The 24184-nt window shown below is 67.7% G+C and carries 21 protein-coding genes; 15 read left to right on the forward strand and 6 right to left on the reverse strand.

The window, feature by feature from the left end; all coding sequences use genetic code 11:
- Positions 1-133 precede the first annotated feature (133 nt).
- The 3 genes from WS61_RS27710 (at position 134) to WS61_RS27720 (ending at position 5111) form a co-directional block, all read left to right on the forward strand.
- Positions 134-1012, forward strand: a complete 879-nt coding sequence (locus tag WS61_RS27710; RefSeq protein ID WP_059505257.1) for a MipA/OmpV family protein — start codon at positions 134-136, stop codon at positions 1010-1012.
- Between the two features lie 107 nt (positions 1013-1119).
- Positions 1120-2814, forward strand: a complete 1695-nt coding sequence (locus tag WS61_RS27715) for a VRR-NUC domain-containing protein (protein ID WP_059505259.1) — start codon at positions 1120-1122, stop codon at positions 2812-2814.
- Positions 2811-5111 carry an ATP-dependent DNA helicase gene (locus WS61_RS27720; protein WP_059505499.1) on the forward strand — a complete coding sequence of 767 codons (2301 nt, stop codon included), beginning with the start codon at positions 2811-2813 and terminating at the stop codon, positions 5109-5111. The genes WS61_RS27715 and WS61_RS27720 overlap by 4 nt, the downstream gene beginning before the upstream one ends.
- A gap of 107 nt (positions 5112-5218) precedes the next feature.
- Here the strand turns inward: WS61_RS27720 and WS61_RS27725 are convergent, their stop codons facing one another.
- Positions 5219-5989 (reverse strand): IclR family transcriptional regulator C-terminal domain-containing protein, encoded by a 771-nt coding sequence (locus WS61_RS27725; protein ID WP_059505261.1) that lies wholly within the window; start codon positions 5987-5989, stop codon positions 5219-5221.
- A 164-nt stretch (positions 5990-6153) separates the two neighbouring features.
- On the opposite strand from WS61_RS27725, the gene WS61_RS27730 reads away from it, so the two are divergent.
- On the forward strand, positions 6154-6387 hold the full coding sequence (locus WS61_RS27730) for an AbrB/MazE/SpoVT family DNA-binding domain-containing protein (protein ID WP_059505501.1): 234 nt from the start codon (positions 6154-6156) through the stop codon (positions 6385-6387).
- Complete coding sequence (locus WS61_RS27735; protein ID WP_059505263.1) at positions 6374-6787, forward strand: PIN domain-containing protein; 414 nt, start codon at positions 6374-6376, stop codon at positions 6785-6787. Before WS61_RS27730 ends, WS61_RS27735 begins: the two co-directional genes overlap by 14 nt.
- Before the next feature lie 72 nt (positions 6788-6859).
- Here WS61_RS27735 and WS61_RS27740 read toward each other — a convergent pair whose 3' ends face one another.
- Together WS61_RS27740 and shiA are read right to left on the reverse strand one after the other, a co-directional pair.
- Positions 6860-8161 (reverse strand): UDP-N-acetylglucosamine 1-carboxyvinyltransferase, encoded by a 1302-nt coding sequence (locus tag WS61_RS27740; protein WP_059505265.1) that lies wholly within the window; start codon positions 8159-8161, stop codon positions 6860-6862.
- A 213-nt stretch (positions 8162-8374) separates the two neighbouring features.
- Entirely contained in the window at positions 8375-9679 is a 1305-nt protein-coding gene (gene shiA / locus WS61_RS27745) for a shikimate transporter (RefSeq protein WP_059505267.1), read from the reverse strand.
- Between the two features lie 358 nt (positions 9680-10037).
- Here shiA and WS61_RS27750 point away from each other — a divergent pair, with 358 nt between their 5' ends.
- Positions 10038-11165, forward strand: a complete 1128-nt coding sequence (locus WS61_RS27750; protein WP_059505269.1) for a 4-hydroxyphenylpyruvate dioxygenase family protein — start codon at positions 10038-10040, stop codon at positions 11163-11165.
- A 158-nt stretch (positions 11166-11323) separates the two neighbouring features.
- Here WS61_RS27750 and WS61_RS27755 read toward each other — a convergent pair whose 3' ends face one another.
- From WS61_RS27755 to WS61_RS27765, 3 genes are all read right to left on the reverse strand, one after another.
- Entirely contained in the window at positions 11324-12664 is a 1341-nt protein-coding gene (locus tag WS61_RS27755; protein ID WP_059505271.1) for a type II toxin-antitoxin system HipA family toxin, read from the reverse strand.
- A 2-nt stretch (positions 12665-12666) separates the two neighbouring features.
- The gene (locus tag WS61_RS27760) at positions 12667-13074 is read right to left on the reverse strand and encodes a helix-turn-helix domain-containing protein (RefSeq protein WP_059505272.1); all 408 of its coding nucleotides are present in this window, start codon (positions 13072-13074) and stop codon (positions 12667-12669) included.
- Positions 13075-13546: 472 nt separating this feature from the next.
- Complete coding sequence (locus WS61_RS27765) at positions 13547-14212, reverse strand: cation diffusion facilitator family transporter (protein ID WP_059505273.1); 666 nt, start codon at positions 14210-14212, stop codon at positions 13547-13549.
- A gap of 312 nt (positions 14213-14524) precedes the next feature.
- Here WS61_RS27765 and WS61_RS27770 point away from each other — a divergent pair, with 312 nt between their 5' ends.
- The 9 genes from WS61_RS27770 to WS61_RS27810 all read left to right on the forward strand — a co-directional run bounded on the left by WS61_RS27770 (position 14525) and on the right by WS61_RS27810 (position 24126).
- A complete protein-coding gene (locus WS61_RS27770) occupies positions 14525-15211 on the forward strand; it encodes a hypothetical protein (protein WP_257127373.1) in 687 nt (228 codons plus the stop codon).
- Positions 15212-15217: 6 nt separating this feature from the next.
- Positions 15218-16138, forward strand: a complete 921-nt coding sequence (locus tag WS61_RS27775; RefSeq protein WP_059505278.1) for an alpha/beta fold hydrolase — start codon at positions 15218-15220, stop codon at positions 16136-16138.
- Between the two features lie 339 nt (positions 16139-16477).
- Positions 16478-17497, forward strand: a complete 1020-nt coding sequence (locus WS61_RS27780) for a DNA-binding protein (protein ID WP_059505280.1) — start codon at positions 16478-16480, stop codon at positions 17495-17497.
- A 169-nt stretch (positions 17498-17666) separates the two neighbouring features.
- The gene (locus WS61_RS27785; protein WP_059505281.1) at positions 17667-18290 is read left to right on the forward strand and encodes a TetR/AcrR family transcriptional regulator; all 624 of its coding nucleotides are present in this window, start codon (positions 17667-17669) and stop codon (positions 18288-18290) included.
- 234 nt (positions 18291-18524) lie between these two features.
- Complete coding sequence (locus tag WS61_RS27790; RefSeq protein WP_059505283.1) at positions 18525-19583, forward strand: NADP-dependent oxidoreductase; 1059 nt, start codon at positions 18525-18527, stop codon at positions 19581-19583.
- A 92-nt stretch (positions 19584-19675) separates the two neighbouring features.
- Positions 19676-19975 carry a putative quinol monooxygenase gene (locus WS61_RS27795; protein WP_006482784.1) on the forward strand — a complete coding sequence of 100 codons (300 nt, stop codon included), beginning with the start codon at positions 19676-19678 and terminating at the stop codon, positions 19973-19975.
- A gap of 148 nt (positions 19976-20123) precedes the next feature.
- Positions 20124-20579, forward strand: coding sequence for a (2Fe-2S)-binding protein (locus WS61_RS27800; protein ID WP_059505285.1), 456 nt, complete (start codon positions 20124-20126; stop codon positions 20577-20579).
- 1 nt (position 20580) lies between these two features.
- The gene (locus WS61_RS27805; RefSeq protein ID WP_059505287.1) at positions 20581-22800 is read left to right on the forward strand and encodes a xanthine dehydrogenase family protein molybdopterin-binding subunit; all 2220 of its coding nucleotides are present in this window, start codon (positions 20581-20583) and stop codon (positions 22798-22800) included.
- A 15-nt stretch (positions 22801-22815) separates the two neighbouring features.
- On the forward strand, positions 22816-24126 hold the full coding sequence (locus tag WS61_RS27810; RefSeq protein WP_059505289.1) for a cytochrome c: 1311 nt from the start codon (positions 22816-22818) through the stop codon (positions 24124-24126).
- Positions 24127-24184 lie beyond the last annotated feature (58 nt).

The following is a 24184-nucleotide window of genomic DNA, read 5'->3' on the forward strand; positions in this document are numbered from 1 at the left end:
GCACGCGTGTCGCGTAGGATGTCCGTTAATTCAGCGCACACTACGTTCGCGCAGCGGGCTGCCGACTGTTGCAGCCGCTGAAGCGCGACACGCTTTCCTTCAGGTTCGTTTCGTGCAGCCGACGGAGACCGCCTTGACCACTGTTGCTCGCCTGTTGCTGTCACCCGGCGCACGCCGGTTCGTATCCGGCCTGTCGGCATGCGCGGCGCTTGCCGCCGGCGCGCGCGACGCGGCGGCCCAGACGCCTTCGCCGCTCGGCGAATGGCAATACACGGCGGGCGTACCGCTCCAGAAACTCTTCGATCCGAATATTCCCGCCTGGCAGGTGAGCGTCGGCGCCGCCATGACGCTGCAGCCGCGCTACGCGGGCTCCGACCGCTATCGCGTGATGGGCGGCCCGAATTTCGACATCCGTTATCGCGACCTGTTCTTCCTGTCGACCGGCGAGGGCCTCGGCGCGAACGTGTTGCGCGGGCCGAACTGGCGCGTGAGCCTGGCGGTCGGCTATGACCTCGGACGGCGTTCGGCCGACGATCTCGGCCACCTGAACGGCCTCGACAACATCAACGCGGCGCCCGTGATGAAGCTCGCCGCCGATTACGTCGTCTCGAAGGATTTCCCGCTCGTGCTGCGCGCGGACGTCCGGCGCAGCATCGGCGGGTCGAACGGCTGGACCGGCGATTTCTCCGCGTACATGCCGATGCCCGGCAGCAACGAGCACTTCTTCTGGTTCGCGGGGCCGACCGTGTCGTTCGCCGATTCCCGCTACATGAACAGCTGGTTCGGCGTGAACCAGGGCGCGGCCGCGCGCTCGGGGTTGCCGGCCTATTCGTCGGGGGCCGGGATCAAGTCGGCCGGCCTCGGCGTGACGATGGTGTGGTTCGTGAACAAGCACTGGTTCGTCACGATGGACGGCGCGATCGAGCAGCTCGTCGGTCGCGCGGCGCGCAGCCCGATCACGCAGCAGTCGACCAACGGCGTGTTCGACATGTCGGTGAATTACCAGTTCTGACCGAAGCCGGATCGCAGGCGGATAGCGGGAGGGCGATGCCGCGTACGGCATCGCCCGTCACATTTGATATGATTGCGACCTGTACAAACGTACAGTGATCGATCCCCGTGACGCCTGCCTCACCGACGCCTCCGGCGTTTTACTACCTGACCAATTTCGAACGCGCGCTGGCCTGGCTCGGCGAGCGTTACGACGACCTGTTCGACGCGCACGAGCACGCGTTCGTCCGGCAGTTCGCGGCGCTGCCGCAGGCATCGCGGGCGCTGCTCGTGCGGATGCTGATGCGCAACGGGTCCGATTTCCGCGCGAGCAAGCTCGTGTACGACGAGATCGGCTGCACGCTCGACGCCGCCGCGCCGCTCGTCGCCCTCGGCTGGGTCGATCCGGCACCGCCGCTCACGCTCGACGAGCTGTTCGCGCTGTCGACCAAGGCCGATCTGCTGCGCATCTTTCCGTCGCTCGCCGCGCACGCGGGCGAACGCAAGGCCGACTGGCTCGACCGGCTGCGGCCCGCGCACGACGTCGCGCAACCGCTCGACGCGTGGTGCGCACAGGCCGACGACCGCGTACTGCGCGTGACGGTCGGCGCACTGTGCGACCGGCTGCGGCTGATGTTCTTCGGCAATCTGCATCAGGACTGGAGCGAATTCGTGCTCGCCGATCTCGGCGTGTTCCAGTACGAAAGCGTGCCGATCGCGCCGTCGTCGCGCGCGTTCCAGCAGCGTGGCGACGTCGACGCGTATCTCGCGCTGCAGATGTGCCGCGACGCGCTCGATGCATGGCCCGACGATCTGCCGTTCGACGACCTGATCCGCGCGCTGGCCGCAGTCGACTGTGCGCAGCCGTGGCTCGCGACGCGCCGCGCGAAGCTGCTGTTCGCGCTCGGCCAAGCGTGCGAGCGCCGTGCCGACTGGGGTACCGCCCTCGACGCGTACACCCGCAGCGCGTGGCCCGGCAGCCGCCACCGTCGCATCCGCGTGCTCGAACGCTGCGGACGCGACGACGACGCGCTCGCGCTGGCGCTCGACGCACGCGGCGGCTTCGAGAGCGACGAGGAGCGTCAGCGCGTCGAGCGCATGCTGCCGCGCCTGCAACGCCGCGCCGGCCAGCGGGTCGAACGCGCGGCTGCCGCCGCCGACGTACCGCGCGAGACGCTCGTGCTTGCACGTCCCGACGCATCCGTCAGCGTCGAATTCGCCGTGCGCGATCATCTCGCGCAGCCGGCTTCGCCGGTCCACTACGTCGAAAACACGCTGATCAATTCGCTGTTCGGGCTGCTGTGCTGGGAGCCCGTGTTCGCGGCCGTGCCCGGTGCGTTTTTTCACCCGTTCCAGCGCGGCCCGGCCGATCTGCACGCACCCGATTTCGCGATGCGCCGCGCGGCGGCCTTCGACGCATGCTTCGCGCAGCTCGATTCGGGCGCGTACCGCGACACGATCCGCCGGCATTTCGCGACGAAGGCCGGGCTGCAATCGCCGTTCGTGTTCTGGGGCGTGCTGACCGACACGCTGCTCGACGAAGCGCTCGCCTGCCTGCCGCCCGAGCACCTGCGGCTATGGTTCACGCGCCTGCTCGCGGATATCCGCAGCAACCGGTCCGGCCTGCCCGATCTCGTCCGCTTCTGGCCCGACGAACGCCGCTACGAGCTGATCGAGGTGAAGGGCCCCGGCGACCGGCTGCAGGACAACCAGACACGCTGGCTCGCCTACTGCGTCGCGCACCGCATGCCGGTGCGCGTCGTCGACGTCGAGTGGGCCGGCGCGGCCGCCGCGCACGCCGAAGCGGCGGGGTTGTCCGCATGAGCTACGTCGTCGCGGTGCGGGCCATGTGCGAGTTCACCGCGCGGCGCGGCGATCTCGACCTGCGCTTCACGCCCGCGCCGACCGCGCTCGAAGGCATCGCCGGCCACGGCGCGGTCACGTCGAAGCGCGGCGCGCGCTACGAAACCGAGATCGCGCTGATGGGGACGTGGGGGACGCTCACCGTGCGCGGCCGCGCGGACGGCTACGATCCCGTGGCGAACCGGCTCGAGGAAATCAAGACCTATCGCGGCAGCCTCGACGCGATGCCGGACAACCATCGTGCACTGCACTGGGCGCAGGCCAAGGTCTATGCGCACCTGATGTGCGACGCGCGCGATCTCGAGGAAATCGACGTCGCGCTCGTGTATTTCGACATCGTGTCCGAGCGCGAGACCGTGCTGACGGAAACGCTGGATGCCGGCACGCTCGCGACGTTCTTCGCCGAGCAGTGCGCGTGCTTCGTCGGCTGGGCCGAACGCGAGACGGCCCATCGCGCCGCCCGCGACGCGGCGCTGCGCGCGCTCGCGTTTCCGCACGCGCAGTTCCGCAGCGGCCAGCGCGAGCTGGCGGTGGCCGTCTATCGCGCGGCGCGCGACGAACGCTGCCTGATGGCGCAAGCGCCGACCGGCATCGGCAAGACGCTCGGCACCGTGTTCCCGCTGCTGAAGGCATGCGGCGAAGGCGAGCTCGACCATGTGTTTTTCCTGACCGCGAAAACGCCCGGCCGCGCGCTCGCACTCGAAGCGGCGACGACGCTCGGCGCCGGCACGCCCGCGCTGCCGCTGCGCGTGCTGGAACTCGTCGCGCGCGACAAGGCGTGCGAGCATCCGGACAACGCGTGTCACGGCGAATCGTGCCCGCTCGCGAAAGGCTTCTACGACCGGCTGCCGGCCGCGCGCGATGCGGCGATCGACGCCGGGCTGCTCGATCGCGACACCGTGCGCGCCGCGGCGCTCGCGCACGACGTCTGTCCGTATTACCTGGCGCAGGAGCTCGCGCGCTGGTCGGACATGGTGATCGGCGACTACAACTACTACTACGACGGCAGCGCGATGCTGCACACGCTCGCGCAGCAGAACCAGTGGCGCGTCGGCGTGCTCGTCGACGAAGCGCACAACCTGCTCGACCGCGCCCGCAAGATGTACAGCGCGTCGCTCGATCCGTTCGCGTTCGCGGCCGCGCGCGAAGCCGCGCCCGCGGCGCTGCGCAAGGCATTCGACCGGCTGGCCCGTGCGTGGGGCACGCTCAATCGCGCGCAGGCCGAGCGCTATGCGGCCTATCCCGACGTGCCGGGCCCGATCGTGTCGGCCGTGCAAAACCTCGTCGCGGCGATCGGCGAACACCTGACCGACGCGCCGCGCGCGAACGGCGACGCGCTGCTGCGCTTTCATTTCGAGGCGATCCAGTTCGGCGTGCTGGCCGAAGCGTTCGACAGCGCATCGATCTTCGACGCGACGCTGCATGGCGAACCGATGCCGCGGCAGCCCGCGCTCGACGGCGTGGCGACGGCCGGCCGCCGGCGCCGCGTCCAGTCGACGCTGTGCGTGCGCAACGTGATCCCGGCCGGTTTCCTGGCGCCGCGCTACGAAGCCGCGCGCGCAACCGTGCTGTTCTCGGGCACGCTGAGCCCGTTCCATTTCTACCGCGACACGCTCGGGCTGCCCGGCGATACGGGCTGGCTCGACGTCGACGGGCCGTTCCGCGCCGAGCAACTGACGGTGCGCGTCGCGAGCCACGTGTCGACGCGCTGGCGCGACCGCGATCGCTCGCTCGAGCCGATCGCCGACCTGATCGCCGCGCAATACACGGCCCGGCCCGGCAACTATCTCGGCTTCCTGAGCAGCTTCGACTACCTCGGGCGCGTGGTCGCGCTGATGCAGACGCGCCATCCGGACGTCCCCGTGTGGGCGCAAGCGCCCGGTATGGCCGAAAGCGAGCGCGACGCGTTTCTCGCGCGCTTCGACGCGGCCGGCCGCGGCGTCGGTTTCGCGGTGCTGGGCGGGGCTTTCTCGGAAGGCGTCGACCTGGTCGGCGAGCGGCTGATCGGCGCGTTCATCGCGACGCTCGGATTGCCGCAGGTCAACGACGTCAACGAGCAGATGCGGCGCGCGATGGACGCGCGCTTCGGCAACGGTTACGACTACATGTATCTGTACCCGGGGCTGCAGAAGGTCGTGCAGGCGGCCGGGCGCGTGATCCGGACCGAGCACGACGAGGGGGTCGTGCATCTGATCGACGACCGTTACCGGCGGCGCGAGGTGCGCAATCTGTTGCCGCGTTGGTGGCGGATCGGGTGAAGGGCAAAAATCGTCCGACGGACTGCCGGTTGCGGCGCAGGACGCTATTCGTTACGTAGCGGGATTGCAGGCGTTGCACCGGGGCCGTTCGCGGCGAGCAAGGTGCGCTACAGCACGTTGAGCATCGCGAGCGCCGCTTCCTGCAGATGCGGCAGCACGCGCCGCACGGCCGCGTCGGTCGTCTCCGCGCCGATCGGCATGTTCGTGCTCAGCGCGGCGACGACTTCGCCGTGACGGTTCTTCAGCGGCACCGCGATCCCGCGCACGCCAACCTGCAACTGCTGCTCGATCGCCGCGTAGCCGGCGTCGCGCGCCTGGTCGACCTGTTCGAGCAGCCGCGCCTTGTTGGTGATCGTGTGCGGCGTGAACGGCGGCAACTCGGTCTCGTCGAGCCACGCGCGCACGGCCTCGCGGTCGGGATGATGGGCGAGCAGCACGACACCGGGCGACGTCAGCGGCGCCGGCACGCGTGCGCCGAGCACGAAGCCCGTCGTCATCACGCGCGACACGCCGTTGCGGGCGATGAACACGAGCTCCCAGCCGTCGAGCACGCTGACGTACGCCGATTCGTTCAGCGACGCGCTCAGTTGCTGCAGATAAGGCTGGACCGTGCGCGGCAGCCGCGCCGAATCGAAGTACGACCAGCCGACCCGCAGCACGCGCGGCGTGAGGCCGTACAGCTTGCCGTCGGTGTACACGTAGCCGAGCGACTCGAGCGTCAGCAGGTAGCGCCGCGCGGCCGTGCGCGTGAGGCCGGTGCGGGCGGCGGCCTGCGTGGGCGTCATGCGCGCGTGCTGGCTGTCGAACGCCTCCAGGATCATCAGGCCTTTTTCGAGGCCGGCAATCCAGTCGCGTCGGTCGAGATCGGGCTTTTTCATCGTCGCAGGCGGGCAGTGGATGCGCGGTATTCGCGCGGGAGTGAGCGATTATCGCGCGAGTCATGGGTAATGGGGTGCGCGTGCCGGCCCAATTGTCCATTCAGTCGAATTGCGGATTCGCACCAACAATATAGAAACGACGACGTATATCCATGGAGGCTCGGATGCAGGTCGCTAAATGGGGCAATAGCCTGGCGGTTCGGCTTCCGGCCAGTGTGGTCGACGCACTGGAACTTCGCGAAGGCGACCATATCGAGATCGTGGTCGACAGTCCCCGCGTTTTCGCGGTAAGCCGCAAGCCGAGGCCCGACGAGATTCTGCAGCGACTGCGGCGTTTCAGGGGCAAGTTGCCCGCGGATTTCAAGTTCAGCCGGGACGATGCGAATGAGCAGGATTGAGACGGAGAAATCGTTCGTCGACAGCAATGTCGTGCTTTATCTGCTGTTCGACGACGAAACCAAGGCAAATCGTGCGGAGGCGCTGTTCCTTCGCCGGCCAACCATCAGCGTCCAGGTATTGAATGAGATCGCCAGTGTCTGCAACCGCAAACTGCGGATGCCGTGGCGCGAGGTAGGGGAGTTTCTGGAGCCGATCAGGCGTTTGTGCCATGTCGTGCCGCTCACCGTCGATGCGCACGACCTCGCGCGGCGGCTGGCGGAGTGGCATCGCTTGTCCTTCTACGACGCATGCATCGTGGCAACTGCTTCGATCGAGGGGGGCGAATATCTGTACACCGAAGCCATGTACGGCGGCCTGCAAGTGGAGGGCGGTCCGGTATTGCGCAACCCGTTTGCTTGAGGACGGACGAACCGGAAAAGCGGAGGAACCGGATGCGACGCGACCGTTACGCGCGCCGCATCCGCCATGGCCTTACTCGCTGCTCGTCCACTCGACGTTCGCGCCGACCGAACGCAGGTTCTCGACGAAATGCGGATGCGCGCGGCGGATCGGCAGCGCGTTCATGATTTCCGAGCGGCCTTCGATGCTCGCGGCCACCATCAGCAGCGCGATCGCGACGCGGATGATGTACGGGCTCTCGACGCGCGCCGGCGTCAGTTGCAGTCCGCCGAACGTGATCAGCCGGTGCGGATCGGACAACAGCACGTGCGCGCCGAACTTCGACAGTTCGCCGGACCAGCCGAGTGCGCCGTCGTAGACCTTGTTCCAGAACATCGCGCTGCCTTCCGCGCGCACGCCGAGCGCGATGAAGATCGGCAGCAGGTCGACCGGCAGGTACGGCCATGGCGCGGCCTCGACCTTGGTCAGGATGTTCTGCGTGAACGGCCGGCGCACGCGCAGCGGGCCGTCGCGCTCCGCGCGCGACCAGCCGTCCCGGTGCGTGACGGTGACGCCGAATTTCGCGAACGTGCGGTCGATCAGCGGGAAATGCTCGGGCGACGAATTGCGCACCGTGATGTCGCCGCCCGTGATCGCGCCGAGCGCAAGGAACGTCGCGATTTCATGGAAATCCTCGGCGAAGCGGAACTCGCCGCCGCCGAGCTTGCCGCCGCCCGTCACGCAGAGCCGCGACGTGCCGATGCCCTCGATCGCGACGCCGATCATCGCGAGGAACTGGCAGAACTCCTGCACGTGCGGCTCGGAGGCCGCGTTCATCAACGTCGACGTGCCGTTCGCGGCCGTCGCGCACAGCGCGAAGTTCTCGGTGGTCGTCACCGACGCGTAGTCGAGCCAATGAGCGTTGGCCGTCAGCGGCCCGTCGGTACGGACGATCAGCGAATCGGGCGTGCGCTCGATGTGTGCGCCGAAACGTTCGAACACCTCGACGTGCGGATCGATCTCGCGCACGCCGAGCGTGCAGCCCTTCACGTCGTTCTCGAGGCGCGCGACGCCGAAGCGCGCGAGCAGCGGCGGAATCAGCATGATCGACGAACGCATCGCCTCGGGCAGCCGGTGGATGGCCGGATCGAATTGCGTGTTGCGATGGTGAAGTTCGAGCAGACCCGTCGTGAAATCGACCGACACGTCGCTGCCGAGCGTGCGGAAGATGTCGAGGATCTTGCGTACGTCGGTGATGTCCGGCACGCCGACGAGGCGCAGCGGCTGATCGGTCAACAGGGTGGCGCACAGAATCGGCAGGACGGCGTTCTTGTTCGCGGACGGCTTGATGTCCCCGCGCAGCGGAGTGCCGCCGTGGACGATGAGATTCGACATGATATGGGGGCGTATCGGTGACTGACGTAGGCCCATATGATGCCATTGGTCGGCATGCGGCGTGGAGTGTTCGGAGGGGAAAAGGGGAATCGGCGCGCGTAACTGACAGTGTTTGACGTCGCGCCGCGATGCGGCGGGTCGAATGCCGGCCGGCATGGCCGAACGACCGCCGCGTTGGCCGACCGCGAATCGGGTCGGCCAACGGTCAGGCCGTCATTGCGCCGCCCGCATCCGCGCGGCGACCGCCAGCGAGATCAGGCAGCCGAACGCCAGATAGCCGGCGACGAGGTGCCACGAACCGCCTGCCACGCTGACGAGGCCGACCGCGATGAACGGCGTGAACCCGCCGCCTACGACGCTCGCGAACTGGTAGCCGACACCCGCGCCGCTGTAGCGGTATTCGGCGCCGAACAACTCGGTGAACAGCGGCTGCTGGACGCTCACGACCATGTCGTGCGCGGCGTTCGCCAGCAGGATCGAGAAGATCACGATCCACGCGATCGATCGAGCTTCCAGCGCGACGAAGAACGGCACCGCCGATACGAGGCCGATCAGCGCGCCGATCAGGTAGATGCGGCGCAGGCCGTAGCGGTCGGCCAGCCATGCGAAGCAGGGGATCGTCACGCAGCTCACCGCGCCCACCAGCAGGCCGATGTTCAGGAACAGGTCGCGCGACATGCCGAGGTTCGTCGTCGAATAACTGAGCGCGAACGCGGTGACGATATACATCGTGAACAGTTCGGCGAGCCGCAGCGCGACGATCAGCAGGAACGCCTTAGGGTGGCGCGTCAGCGCCTCCAGCACCGGCAGGCGCAGCTTGCGGTTGCCGTGCTCGACCTTCTCGACGAACTCCTGCGATTCGTCCATGTTCTTGCGCACCCACAGTCCGATCAGCACCAGCACGATGCTGAACACGAACGGCAGGCGCCAGCCCCACGACTTGAACGCCGCCTCGCCGAGCGTATGGCTCAGGATCGAGACGATGCCGGTGGCCAGCACGAGCCCGACGCCGTAGCCGACTTGCACGCCGCTGCTGTAGAACGCCTTCTTCTGCTTCGGCGCGCTCTCGACGGCCATCAGCGCCGCGCCGCCCCATTCGCCGCCGACCGCGAAGCCCTGGATCGCGCGCATCAGCACCAGCAGCACGGGCGCCCACCAGCCGATCGTCGAGAACGTCGGCAGCAGGCCGATCGCGACCGTCGACAGCCCCATCAGCATCACGGTCAGCACGAGCATCCGCTTGCGGCCGAGCCGGTCGCCGTAGTGGCCGAACACGATGCCGCCGAGCGGCCGGAACAGGAAGCCGACGCCGAAGGTGGCGAATGCCGCGAGCGTGCCCATCGTCGGGCTGACTTTCGGGAAAAACTCGGAATTGAACACCAGCGCGGCGACGATCCCGTACAGCAGGAAGTCGTACCAGTCGACGACGGCGCCGACAAAGCTGCCGATCGCAGCCTTGCGGGCCTGGCTGCGGGCACGAGCGCCGGCGGTGTCGAGGGTGTCGAAGGTGGGGGTCATGGCGATGTCTCCTGGCACGGCGCATCGTGGAATCGTGGCGGCGCCGCGTCCGATGCTGCATTGAAGTCGATGAGTGAACGGAGAATAGGGCGCGGGCCGCACGGCGGCAATTGGCCAATCGGACAATTTGCGCGATTATCGTTCAATTACGTGCGATTATCGAACGCTTTTGGGGTTTGCACTAAGCGGCGCGACGATATGCCGTTTGGCCGGGGTGTGCCGCGGTGAACGATCTGGTTAAAATCTGCAACATCGACAACTCGCCCGTTCGGGGCGGACGCGAGGCCGCCGCATCGGCCGCGCATGCCGCACGCGACAGGCACGAACCCCCATCGACCGCATGCCCCCGGAGACTGGAATGCCCGGCAATTTCCACCCCTTGTCCAGCGATACGCCGCCCGTTGCCGATCCGGCCGCCAATCCGCTCGGGATGGCCGGCCTCGAATTCGTCGAATTCGCGGCGCCCGTGCCGGAAGCGCTCGCGCAGCGCTTCGAGCAGTTCGGGTTCAAGGCGATCGCGCGGCACGTCAGCAAGAACGTCACGCTGTACCGGCAGGGGCAGATGCATTTCCTCATCAACGCCGAGCCCGATTCGTTCGCCGCGCGCTATGCGGAGGAATACGGGATGGGCGTCTGCGCGATCGGGTTGCGCGTGGCGAACGCCCGGCGCGCGTTCGAGCGCGCGATCCAGCTCGGGGCGTGGGCGTTCGAAGGCGAAAAGGTCGGCGTCGGCGAGCTGAGGATCCCGGCGATCCAGGGCATCGGCGATTCGCACCTGTATTTCGTCGATCGCTGGCGCGGGCGGGGCGGCCAGCGCGGCGGCGTCGGCGACATCTCGATCTTCGACATCGATTTCCGGCCGATCGACATCGCGACCGCGCATACCGATCTCGATTGCGCGGGCGTCGGCCTGCAGCAGGTCGACCACTTCACGCAAACCGTCGGCGCGGGCCGCATGCAGGAGTGGCTGGATTTCTACCACGACCTGCTGCATTTTCGCGAGATCCACCAGATCGACGCGCACTGGCATGTGTCGGAGGAGTCGCGCGTGATGGTGTCGCCGTGCGGCGCGGTGCGGATTCCGGTCTACGAGGAAGGTACGCGGCGCACCGAGCTGATGCATGCGTACCTGCCCGACCATCCGGGCGAGGGCGTGCAGCACGTCGCGCTGGCTACCGACGACATCCTGGCGTGCGTCGATGCGTTGCGCGCGAACGGCGTCGAATTCATCGAGCCGCCCGTACGCTATTACGACGACGTCGACGCGCGGCTGCCCGCGCACGGTGTCGATCTCGACGCGCTGCGCCGCCGCGCGGTGCTGGTCGACGGCGAGATCGGCGACGACGGGGTGCCGAGACTGTTCTTCCAGACCTTCGTCAAACGCCGCCCCGGCGAGATCTTCTTCGAGATCGTGCAGCGCAAGGGGCACCACGGGTTCGGCGAGGGCAACCTCGCGGCACTCGCCCGCGCGCGCGACGCCGGCTGAACGATCAGGCGCCGGCGGCCGGCAAGCGGTTCGGGGCGGGGCGTTCGATGTCCGTATCTGCGGCGGCATAACCGCTTCGGTCCTGCCAGGACCGCCCGTCGACCGAGGGTCGAAGTATTGCGGTGAAGACCGGCAGCCCGTCGCAGCCGGTCGATTTGTCACGCCGCGCCGGCCGCCGCGAGTTTGCGGCTTTGCCGACGCATGCCCGCGAATATCGCGTCTGCCACGTCCGCCGGAAAATCCGCCGGGATCTGTGCGGCGGCTTCGGCAATCGCGGGCTCCGTCCGTGCTGCGACGGCCGTCATCGCGGCTCGCACGTCGTCTTCGGTCAGGCCGACGCGCCGGCCCTGTGCGATCCAGTGGCGCGGCCGGATTTCCCCGATCACGTAGTGCCGGTTCTTCCCGCAGACGGCCATCGCCAGGCGCGCGCGGCTCGGCGGGATCTGATTACGGCGCGTACCGATGATCGGATGCGCGGACAGCACGTCGTACAGCGGCGTGCTGCGATACGTATTACCGGGCAGGTGCGCAATGCTGAAGTTCTTCGCGTGGCCGTCGATCGCAGCCAACACCCAGAACACGAGCTGTGCGACGAAGAAATTCATCCGGTCGCGGGAAGCGTCGGCCGAATTCGCGAGGATACCCATGATCGTCTCGATGCCGGGGCCGCCGTCCGCTTCGTATTTCGCCCCCGACGGCGTGCCGGTCGCCTGACACATGTCCTCCTGCGGCAGCCGCAGGATCCACGAGCCGTCGCGCGACGGGCGCCGGTCGAAGCGCTCGACGATCAGCGCCTTCTGATCGTCGAACCGGCCGATCTCGCACGGTGCGACCGGCAAGCCGTACGCGGCGACGATCTTCGAGCACAACCATTCGTTTTCGACGGACGTGCGCATGTCGGCCTGCATGTTGCCGACGCGCCCGAGCGGCAGCTTGAAGATGTGGGTCGTCGGCGTGCTGCCCGACGGCCGCAGCCAGCGGTTGCGCTGACGCAGCAGCGCGGTCTTTTCCTGCGCGCCGGCAATCGACAGGCGCAGGTCGCCGTGCGGTTCCCCGTGGCCGGGCAGCGGCGCGGCGGTCGCGTGGCGCAGCACATCGGCAACGGCTGCGTCGTCGAGCGGCGCGCCTTCGCTTCCGTTGAGATTGACCGGTGTCTCGTCGGGCGGCAGCATTTGAATCGCGCCGACGCAATCGCGGCCGATCGACGCGAGCAAGTCGAATGGCGCTGTCGACCGGAGCCGGTAACGCTGCGCGATGCGACGGCGGATCGGCTCGCTGTCCGGCAGCAGATTGTCGAAGTAGTCGGCCACGATCGCGCCCTGGTGCGGCTGGTTGCCGGGCGTGAAGGGCAGCGACAACGACAGCGGCCGGCCCTGGGGATCGTCGAGCCAGTCCGGCAGGTAGACGAGACGCTCGACCCCACGCCGGATTTCCCAGTAGCCGACAGGAATGCCGTTCATCCACAGGTCGAGCCGGTTGCTGCGGGCGCGTGCGACCATCGTCACCAGTCCTCCCGCTCCGACGCGCGTGGCCTGGCCCGAGTCGTCGCTGTCGGGCGCTTCCGCGCAGTTCTAACGGCGGCCCCGGTCGGGGTTGTGGCGGCCGTGGTGCCGCGCTTGCTCGCGACCGGCTTGCGGCGCACCACCGGTTCGGCATCGGGAGCCGAATCGGCCGCTTCCGCCGGTGCATCCCGCTCGTCGAGGCTGAGCAACATGCGAACGCCAAGCGCGTTCATCACCTTGAAAAGCCGTTCGATGCTGACCGCCGACGGGTTGGCTTCGAGCTGAGCATAAGATTGCTGGGTGATGCCGAGGCGGGCGGCCAGTTGCGCCTGCGTGAGCCCCGCGGATTTGCGGAAACCGACGAGGATCGGGCGCAATTGGGTCAAGGTCTGGACAGGAAAGGCCATCGGGCGCTCCGCGAGATGACAGGTGATCGTTTGTAATCGGAAAATACAGTCTATGGCATGTATCGTCAAAATACAAACTACAGACTGTATTAACAAAATACAAGCAATAGCCTGTTACGCGGAGCCCGATCGGTCAACCCGCCTGCGGTCGTCGCGCACGACGCCCGCGCATCGCCCCATCACGCCGCCTGCGGCGCACACGTGTGCGTCGCGGGATGCCGTGCAAGGCGGCCCGATATTCCATTGCGCGAAACCGTCCGATGTGTATGCCGCGGCCGTTGCCCGGCGGCGCTCGTGCGGATTTTGCCCGGGAGTGTCGTGCCGTTCGGGTGGGCGATAGCATCGGTACGCCAGGAACGACATGCCGATGGCGACATCTCGCAAAAGAGGCTCGCGGGGGCGAGCCTCTTCTTCATTCCGTGCAGTCGATCACGCGCATCGAAGCATCGACGAGCGGCGCGACGATCCGCGTTCACGACCCGCGCGTCGAGCGATTCGCCCAATCGGCCAGTGCCGGCCACTGCGCATAGCCGCGCCGGATGAACCCGGCGCCCGTGCGGATCACGAGCGCACCGATCGCGAGCGCCGCCAGATCGTCGAGGCGGCCGAAGCCGAGTAGCGCCGCACTCATCGCGAGCGCCGCGAGCAACGACGACAGCGCATCGGTCCGCACGTGCCAGCCGCTCGCCTCGAGTAGCGCGGAGCCGGTCTCGCGCGCCTTGCGCAGCATCCAGTACGACAGCACGGCCTTGCCGGCGAGCGTGACGGCAGCCAGCGCGAGCGCGGTCGCGCCCGGCTGCACGACGGGCGGCGTATCGAACCGGGTCAGCGCATGCCAGATCATCTGCGCGCCGGTCGCGGCCAGCAACGCGCCGAGGCCCGCGAGTGCGAGCGGCTCGTAGGTCGGGCGCCGCTCCGGCGGCAGGCGCGCGTCGAACCGGCAGGCGACGAGGATCAGCGCATCGGCCGCAAGATCGATCGCGGCGTGCGCGACGTCCGCGAGCAGCCCCGACGAATGCGCGAACCATGCCGCCGCCGTCTCGACGGCGAGCAGCAGCAGGTTGATCGCGAGGCTGATAGCGAGGGCGCGGGACGTGGCTGCGTAAACGTGGGGCGTGGCGCGCGACGGGCGCTGCATGTCGGTTCGCTTGTCGGAATCGGGGCGGCTTCGAACGTTACCGGCCTACGGTGGCACGCGAATGACAGACCGAACGAAGGCCCTGAGCGACGATTAGGCCCCCGGCGATCCACTTTCCGCTCACCCGTAGCGCCCCCACGCTTTCGATCATGCTGAAAAAATTACAGCGCGCGTTCGTTGGTAGCGAATTCGACGGCATCGCATGAGGCTGCCGCGCCGTCGACGCAGGCCGCTCGCGCGAGCGTCGAAGCGCGACAAGCGCCGCTGCCGGCGTGCGGGCAGGACCGTGATTTGCTCGCGCGACAGCCCGGCATGTTCGCCCAAACGGCGTATGTTTTTTCTCGGACGCCATCGGGCACCGCCGAGCGACGAAATGTACCGCCCCTTCGCTTCAGCAATCAGATGCACGACAGCCAACGCCTTTCCCCGTCCGATACGATTCGCGAGTCGAGCACGATCGTCGTCGGCCGCGTCGTTCATCCGGGACGGGAAAGGCAATTCGATCGATGGGCGCGCGAGATCGACGCGGCAGCGCGGCGTTACCCGGGGCATCTCGGAAACGTTCGCCTGAGCGATTCAAGCGGCATCAACTATCTGGTTTATCGTTTCGACTCGCCGGAGCACCTGCATGCGTGGGAGGCCTCCGGGGAACGACGAAAGCTGGTTGCGAAGGGCGACGAGATATCGGACGAACATCGCGACGCCGCCGTCGGCATGGATGCGTGGTTCGCGATTGCCGGCAAGCCCGCTGCACCGAAGTGGAAGACGTTTCTCGTGACGTGGCTGGCGGTTTATCCGGTCCTGCTGTCGATCACCTTCCTTCTGAACGCGCTCCTTCCCGCGCTGGAGCGTCCTGTCCAACTCGCGCTCAGCTCCGCACTCCTGACTTCGTCGCTGACCTGGATCATCATGCCGCTCCTCACGAGGCAACTTCGGCCATGGCTGCTCCGGGGCGTGAAGCAGGTCGACAGGCTGAGCGACCGGCAACGTAACGGATGACGACCCATGCAGAATGAACGATCGATGTCAGGGATGCCGGCGGCCGGCTTGCCGGCCGGTTTCCATCAGCGATTCAGCCGGCGCTACGCGCAGGTCGACGACGTGCGTCTCCATTACGTGACCGGCGGGCCGGACGACGGCGAGATGGTGATCCTGCTGCATGGCTGGCCGCAAACCTGGTACACGTGGCGTCACGTGATGCCGGTGCTGGCGGAAGAGGGGTATCGCGTCGTCGCGGTCGATTACCGCGGCGCGGGCGAATCGGACAAGCCGCTCGGCGGCTACGACAAGGCCTCGATGGCAGGCGACATCCGGGCGCTCGTCCGCCAGTTGGGCGCGACGCGCATTCACCTCGTCGGCCGCGACATCGGCGTGATGGTCGCCTACGCGTACGCCGCGCAATGGCCTGCCGAGATCGCGAAGCTTGCGATGCTCGACGTTCCGGTGCCGGGCACGCGAATCTGGGACGAAGCGAAGGCCCGTGCCGATCCGCAGATCTGGCATTTCGGCTTGCATCAGCAGCGCGATATCGCCGAAATGCTGATTGCGGGCAAGGAGCACGCGTACATCCTCGATTTCTACAAGAAGAGAACCCACGTCCCACTGTCGGACGACGATATCGCCGTCTACGCCGCCGCTTATGCGGCGCCAGGCGCGCTACGCGCCGGATTCGAACTCTATCGCGCGTTTGCGCAGGACGAGACGCAGTTCAAGGCGTTCATGAAGCACAAGCTCCCGATGCCGGTGCTGGCGCTCGCCGGCGACAAGAGCAACGGCGCCAAGGAACTCGACATGGCGAGGGAACTGGCGCTGGACGTGCGTGGAGCCGTTGCGCCGAACACCGGTCATTGGCTGCCGGACGAGAATCCGGCCTTCCTGACGCGCCAATTGATCGACTTCTTCAGGGAAGCGGCGCCCGGCCACTGAAGGCAGGCGCGCTTCGCGCCGCCGGCGCGCCCACGCTGGTGTTTGGTTGCCGCGCGTGTGGCGCGATCGTACTTGTCCGGCTGCCGTGCAAAGGGTGGCTGTCCCGATCCAGCGGATGCCCCGAGACGCTCGGTGAAATCTGCGGACATGACCCGATAGGGGATTCCGGCGTTTCGATGCCGCACCGCGCCACGCCGTAACGAGCGGGGCCGGCTTCGTTCATCTTCCCCTGAGCAATTCTCGACATTATAGAAATAATGTCAAACTAAAACCGGCCGATGATTGGATATTTAACGGTTTACGTTATATTATCGACAAAATTCCTCGATAGAACCCGCCATGTCCGATCTCGTCGCCGATGAACCTCGCCTGACCGCCGAAATCGAGCGCCTCAAGGCCGACTTCCCGAAAACGCGCGAGCTGTACCGCGAAGTCTGCGCGCTGCTGTTCTTCCGCTTCGGCATCACGCCGACGGCGAACCGCCTGTACCAGCTCGTTCGCAAGGGCAGCATGAGCACGCCGACGGCCGTTCTCGGCGAGTTCTGGGCCGAGCTGCGGGAAAAAAGCCGCGTGCGCATCGAGCATCCGGACCTGCCGGCCGATCTGCAGGCGGCGGCCGGTGAACTCGTCGCGGCACTGTGGAACCGGTCGAGCACCGCCGCGGCAGCGGCCCTCGACGCGCTGCGCGCGGAAGTCGAAGCGCAGCGAGCCACGGCGCAAACGGAAGTCGCGACGTTGCAGGCCGAACTGGCCCGCACCGAAACCGCGCTGGAGCAACGCACGGCCGCGCTGCTGGCCGCGCAGGTCCGCATTCAGGAGCTGGAGCAGGCGAGGGCGGCCGACGATGCCTCCCGGCAAGCGCTGCAAGCCGATATCGAACGCCTGACGGCCGACAACGCGGAGGGCGATCGTGCGCTCGCCGAGGCCCGTGCGGATTTCACTACCCAGCTCGACCGGTTGCGCGACGACGCCCGCCGCGCCGAGGAGCGCCTGCGCGCATCGGAGAAGCGGGCGCTTCAGGAAATCGATCGCGAGCGGCTCGCCGCCGCGCGATTGCAAAAGGAACTCGACGCGGCGACATCGCGCGCGGAACAACGCGATGCGCAGCAGCGGAAAGAAATGGCCGCGCTACAGGCGCAACTCGGCGACGCGCTGCATCGCTGCGGCGTGCTTCAAGGGCAGCTCGATGGCGCACTGGCGACCGAGGCGGCGCGCGGCAACGAACTCGATGCGTTGAGGCGCGAGATGGCGGCACTGTTGCGGCGGCCGCCGTTGCGCGGGGTCAAGAGTGCCCCGGCCGCCGAACGGAGCGAGCGTCGGGCGCGCATGAGAAAGCGCGCCGACGAAGCGCCGCGCTGACGGCGCAACCGAGTCGCCGCGATGTCGTGCCACGCGTGTACGCCCCGGGCAGGCGAGAAGCGCGCCGGCCAGGCATTGGGCCCGTGGCGGGGATCGGGTAAAGTGCCGCTCAACATGCCGGTTCGACATTACTAGACGACCGGTCTAATCGTTGCTACCATACGCCATCATGAATGCATCTTCAGGCGCCGAAGTCCGCCAGCACATCCTGAATATCGCGAAGCCGATCATGCTCCACAAGGGGTTCTCGGCGGTCGGTCTGAACGAGATTCTCGCCGCGGCGGGCATCCCGAAGGGCTCGTTCTACCATTATTTCGGCTCGAAAGAGGCATTCGGCGAAGCGCTGCTCGAATCGTATTTCGAAGGCTATCTCGCGCATCTCGACAACCTGCTCAAGCAGCAGGCCGGCACCGGCGCCGAGCGCCTGATGACGTACTGGGGCAACTGGCTGCACACGCAATGCGCAGACGATCCGGAAGGCAAGTGCCTCGCGGTGAAGCTCGGTGCGGAAGTGTCGGATCTGTCGGAAGCGATGCGCACGGTACTGCGGCGCGGCACCAGCCAGATCATCGATCGGCTCGCGGGCGGCATCGAGGCCGGCCTCGCCGACGGTTCGCTGAGCGGCGTCGACGATCCGTCGTACACGGCCGCGATCCTGTACGAGCTGTGGCTGGGCGCGACGCTGCTGGAAAAGATTCACCGCAACCGCAAACCGCTCGAAAGGGCGATGGCCGAAACGCGGCGCATGCTGAACCTGCCGCCTGCCGCGCCACGCAACGGGGCGCAGTCGTAATCCGGGCGCGCTTGGGCGCGCCTTGTTTTTGCCCTGATTCTAGACGACTGGTCTACTCAATCATTCATGACGAATGCCTCACACCGCGTTACGCTGTCCCGATCGTTCCAATCGCCTGCCTGCGATCGCACCGGCTCGACCGCCGACGCCGCCGCAGGCGCGTCCTTTCCGCTGGTCCATCCCTGATCCGAGCGTGCGCACGCAGCACGTTCATTCCCGTTGACGGAGGCTCACATGCCGCAAAGCAAAACCGCAAACCGCCAGATCGTCCTGAATTCGCGCCCGGTCGGCGCACCGACGCCGGACAACTTCCGCGCCGAAACCGGTGACGTGCCGGTGCCTGGCCCCGGCCAGGTACTGCTGCGCACCGTCTGGTTGTCGCTCGACCCGTACATGCGCGGCCGGATGAGCGACGCGCCGTCCTATGCGCCGCCGGCCGAGCTGGGCCAGCCGATGGTCGGCGGCACGGTCAGCCGCGTGGTGGCGTCGAACTTGCCGGCGTTTCGCGAAGGCGATCTCGTCGTGGCCGGCGCCGGCTGGCAGGACTATGCGCTGTCCGACGGGCGCGACCTGATCCCGCTCGGCCGCGACTTCGCGCACCCGTCGTACGCGCTCGGCGTGCTGGGCATGCCGGGCTTCACCGCGTACACCGGGCTGCTGACGATCGGCGAACCGAAGGCCGGCGAAACCGTGGTCGTCGCGGCCGCGAGTGGCGCGGTCGGCGCGGTGGTCGGACAGATCGCGAAGCTGAAGGGTTGCCGCGTGGTCGGCGTCGCGGGCGGCGCCGACAAGTGCGCGTACGTGACCGGCACGCTCGGCTTCGACGCGTGCGTCGACCATCGCGATCCGGCGTTTGCCGCCAAGCTGAAGGACGCGTGCCCGAACGGCATCGACGTTTATTTCGAAAACGTCGGCGGCGCCGTGTTCGACGCGGTGTGGCCGCTGCTGAACGACCATGCGCGCGTGCCCGTCTGCGGAATCATCGCGCATTACAACGACGCGGCATACGACGACAAGGCCGTGTCGATCGGCCGCGACCGCGTGCCGGCGCTGATGGGCGCGATCCTGCGCAAGCGCATCCGCGTGCAGGGTTTCATCATTCTCGATCACTATGCAACCGGCTATGCGCCGTTCCTGAAGGACATGAGCGAGTGGGTCGCGCAAGGCAAGGTGAAGACGCTCGAGGACGTCGTTCCCGATCTCGCCGACGCGCCGCAAGCGCTGATCGGCCTGCTCGCCGGCAAGAATTTCGGCAAGGTCGTCGTGCGGGTCGGCCCGGACGAACTGGCCTGATCCCCGCTCGGCGATAGACCACCGCTGCACGCTGGCGTCGCGAGGCGCCGGCTTGTGGCATGCTCGTTTCCGTTTTCAAAGGAGTGGAAAAAATGGCGCTTCACGTGATTGCTTCGCTGTTCCTGAAACCCGAACACGCGCAGGCCGCCGAGGCCGAACTGCGCAGCATGGTCGCCAAGACGCGCACCGAACCGGGCAACCGGCGCTATGACCTGTTCCGCGAGCAGGACGGTTCGCCGAACCTGCATCTGTACGAAATCTACGACGACCAGGCGGCGTTCGACGCACACCTCGCGAGCCCGTATTTCGGCGAATTCCGTACGAAGTCGGCCGACTGGTTCACCGCACCGCCGGTCATCAAGGTACTGTCGGGCATCGACGTGGCCGAGTAACGACGCAAGCATGCAACACCACCGCCGCGGCTCGCCCGCACCCGGGCCGCGCGGCAGCCGTTGCGCACGACGCAATGGCGACGACGACCCCACGGCGCAGCACGCCCCGTTCGCGCCGCTTCCCCAATACAACGGCCCCGGAGGCTGAATGATCACCCTCAACATCAACGGCGAAACCCGCTCGGTCGACGCCCCCGACGACATGCCCTTGCTCTGGGTGTTGCGCGACGTCGTCGGCCTCACCGGCACCAAGTTCGGCTGCGGGATCGCGCAATGCGGCGCGTGCACCGTGCATCTCGACGGCGTTGCCGCGCGTTCGTGCGTACTGCCGGTCGCGGCCGTCGCGGGCCGCAAGATCACGACGATCGAAGCCGTCGGCGCAACGCCGGCCGGCCACAAGGTCCAGCAGGCGTGGCGCGAGCTCGACGTCGTCCAGTGCGGCTACTGCCAGTCGGGGCAGGTGATGGCCGCCACCGCGCTGATCGCGGCGAACCCGAATCCGAGCGATGCCGACATCGACGCGGCCATGGCCGGCAACATCTGCCGCTGCGGCACGTATCACCGGATTCGCGCGGCCGTCAAACAAGCCGCGAAGGAGGCCTGACATGTCACGTGGACTGATCGAAGCGGGTCGGGCCGGCGCGGGCGTGTCGCGCCGCGGGTTTCTCAAACTTGGGATGTCGCTCGGCGCGGCGGCCGGCGGCGGCTTGCTGCTCGGCTTCAGCCTGCCGGCGGCGGGCGACGATGCGCGCCGCTCGGTGATCGGCGGCGACGCGGCCGAACCCGCGCCCCCCGGCGTGTTCGCCCCGAACGCGTTCGTGCAGATCGACCGCGCCGGCAAGGTCACGCTCGTGATGCCGAAGGTCGAGATGGGGCAGGGTGTCTATACGGCGCTGCCGATGCTGATCGCGGAAGAGCTCGAAGTGCCGCTGTCGAGCGTGACACTCGACCATGCGCCGCCGAACGAGAAGCTGTTCCTCGACCCGCTGCTCGGCGGCCAGCTCACCGGCGGCTCGACGTCGGTGCGCTACGCGTGGGAACCGCTGCGCCGCGCGGGCGCCACGGCGCGCACGCTGCTGGTCGCGGCGGCCGCGAAGCAATGGAACGTCGATCCGGCCAGTTGCCGCGCGGCGAACGGCGAAGTGCAGCATGCGCAGAGCGGCCGGCGCGCATCGTACGGCCAGTTGGCCGACGCCGCGGCGAAGCTGCCGGTGCCGAAGGACGTCGTGCTGAAACAGCCGGCGGATTTCAAGCTGATCGGCACGCCCGCGAAGCGCCTCGATTCGCCGGAGAAGGTCGACGGCACCGCGCAGTTCGGGCTCGACGTGCGCGTGCCCGGCATGTTGTATGCGGTGATCGTGAACAGTCCGGTGTTCGGCGGCACGGTCGCGAGCGTCGACGACACGGCCGCGAGGAAGATCCCCGGCGTGCGCCAGGTCGTGCGCGTCGACAACGCGGTCGCGGTGGTCGGCGATCACACGTGGGCCGCGAAGCGCGGCGCATCGGCGCTCGTCGTGAAGTGGAACGAAGGCGCGGACGCAAAGGTGTCGACGAAGGATCTTTTCGCGGATCTCGCGCATGCGGCGGCGAACGGCAAGGGCGCGGTCGCGCGCAAGGAAGGCGACGTCGGCAAGGCGTTCGCGAACGCGAAGACGCGCGTCGACGCCGTCTACGAACAGCCGTTGCTCGCCCACGCGACGATGGAGCCCGTGAACTGCACGGTGCATGTGCGCGGCGACGGCTGCGAGATCTGGGTCGGCACGCAGGTGCCGACCCGCGTGCGCGACACGGCGCAGCAACTGACCGGGCTGGCGCCGGACAAGATCGTCGTGCACAACCATCTGCTCGGCGGCGGGTTCGGCCGGCGGCTCGAAACCGACATGGTCGGCCAGGCCGTGAAGGTCGGCAAACAGGTCGCGGCACCCGTGAAGGTGATCTGGACGCGCGAGGAAGACGTCCAGCACGACATGTACCGGCCGTGCTACTACGACACGATCTCGGCCGGCCTCGACGCGAACGGCAAGCCGATCGCGTGGCAGCACCGGATCGTCGGCTCGTCGATTCTCGCGCGCTTCGCGCCGCCCGCGGTCAAGGACGGCGTCGATCCCGACGCGGTCGAGGTCGCGGCCGAGCTGCCGTACGACCTGCCGAACCAGCTCGTCGACTACGTGCGCCAGGAGCCGCGCCACGTGCCGACCGCGTTCTGGCGCGGCGTCGGGCCCACGCGCAGCACGTTCGTCGTCGAGAGCTTCATCGACGAACTGGCCGCGCAGACCAAGACCGACCCGGTGCAGTACCGCCGCGCACTGCTCGACAAGACGCCGCGCGCGCGCAACGTGCTCGACGTCGCGACGAAGGCGGCCGGCTGGGGCGCGTCGCTGCCGAAGGGGCAAGGGCGCGGCGTGTCGGTCATGCACGCGTTCGGCAGCTTCTTTTCGATCGTCATCGACGTGGCGGTGGATGGCGGCGAGGTGCAGGTCAAGCGCGTCGTGTGCGCGGTCGACTGCGGCATGTACGTGAATCCGAACACGATCGAGGCGCAAGTGCAGGGCGGCATCATCTTCGGGATCACGGGCGCGCTGTACGGCGAGATCACGATCGAGGACGGCCGCGTCGTGCAGACCAACTTTACCGACTACCGGGTGATGCGAATCAACGAGACGCCGCCGATCGAAGTCCATCTGGTGAAGAGCGGCGAAGCGCCGGGCGGGATCGGCGAGCCGGGCACGGCCGCGACCGCGGCGGCGTTGTCGAATGCGATCTTCGCGGCCACCAGCACGCGGCTGCGCAAGCTGCCGGTCGGCAATCAGCTGAAAACGGCCTGAGGGGAGGGGACGACCATGCGACATCTCACCCTGAACCCGAGCCTGAATGCGCTCCGCGCCTCGTTGCTCGCGCTGTCCGCACTGGCGGTCGGCACGGCCGCGCATGCCGCGCAGCCGGCGCCCGCCGACAGCGCGCTCGTCGCGCGCGGTGCGTATCTCGCGAAAGCCGGCGACTGCGTCGCGTGCCACACCGCGCCACGCGGCACGCCGTTCGCCGGCGGCCTGAAGATGGTCACGCCGATGGGCGCGATCTACACGACCAACATCACGCCCGATCCGGAGACGGGCATCGGCGGCTATACCGAAGCCGATTTCGCCGGCGCGTTGCGCAAGGGCGTCGCGAAGGACGGTCACAACCTGTATCCGGCGATGCCGTATCCGTCGTACGCGAAGCTGAAGGACGACGACGTGAAGGCGCTGTATGCGTACTTCATGCACGGCGTCGAACCGGTGAAGCAGGCGAACCGTCCGTCCGACATCCCGTGGCCGCTCAACATGCGCTGGCCGCTCGCGTTGTGGAACATGGTGTTCCTCGACACGACGCCCTACGCGGACAAGCCGGCGAAGGACGCGATGTGGAACCGCGGCGCGTATCTCGTGCAGGGGCTCGGACACTGCGGTTCGTGCCACACGCCGCGCGGCGTCGGCTTCCAGGAGAAGGCGCTCGACGAAAGCGGCGCGGCGTTCCTGTCGGGCGCCTCGATCGACAACTGGTTCGCGTCGAACCTGACCGGCGAGCACAATACGGGGCTCGGCCGCTGGAACGAGGCCGACGTCGCGCAGTTCCTGAAGACCGGCGCGAACCAGCACGCGACCGCGTTCGGCTCGATGGTGAGCGTGATCAACCACAGCACGCAGGAACTGACCGACGACGATCTGGCCGCGATCTCGCGCTACCTGAAATCGCTGCCGGCGGCAGGCGGCACGGGCGCGCCGCCGTACCGCTACGATCCGAAGGCGACGCAGGCCGCGCTGGGCCGACCGGCAACCGATCCGGGCGCGAAGGTGTATAACGCTTACTGCCTGCACTGCCACGGCGTGGACGGGCGCGGCTATGCGCCGCTGCTTGCGCCGCTCGCCGGCAATCCGAACGTGCTGGAGGCCGATGCGTCGTCGCTGATCAACGTGACGCTGAACGGCAGCGACACGCTCGTGATCGGCGGCGTGCCGTCCGCCTATCCGATGCCGGCATTCTCGAACCAGTTGAACGACCGGCAGATCGCCGACGTGCTGACGTTCATGCGCGCCGGCTGGAACAACGGCGCGCCGGCGGTGCAGGCGGCGGACGTCGCGAAACTCCGCAAGGCGACGGCGGCCGCGCACTGAGCGCGGCACGCTGCGCAACGATGGCGGGCCGCCGTGCCTGCCGCCCATGCCGCCCGGT

The organism is Burkholderia sp. ABCPW 11, from assembly GCF_001523445.1.
GTDB lineage: Bacteria > Pseudomonadota > Gammaproteobacteria > Burkholderiales > Burkholderiaceae > Burkholderia.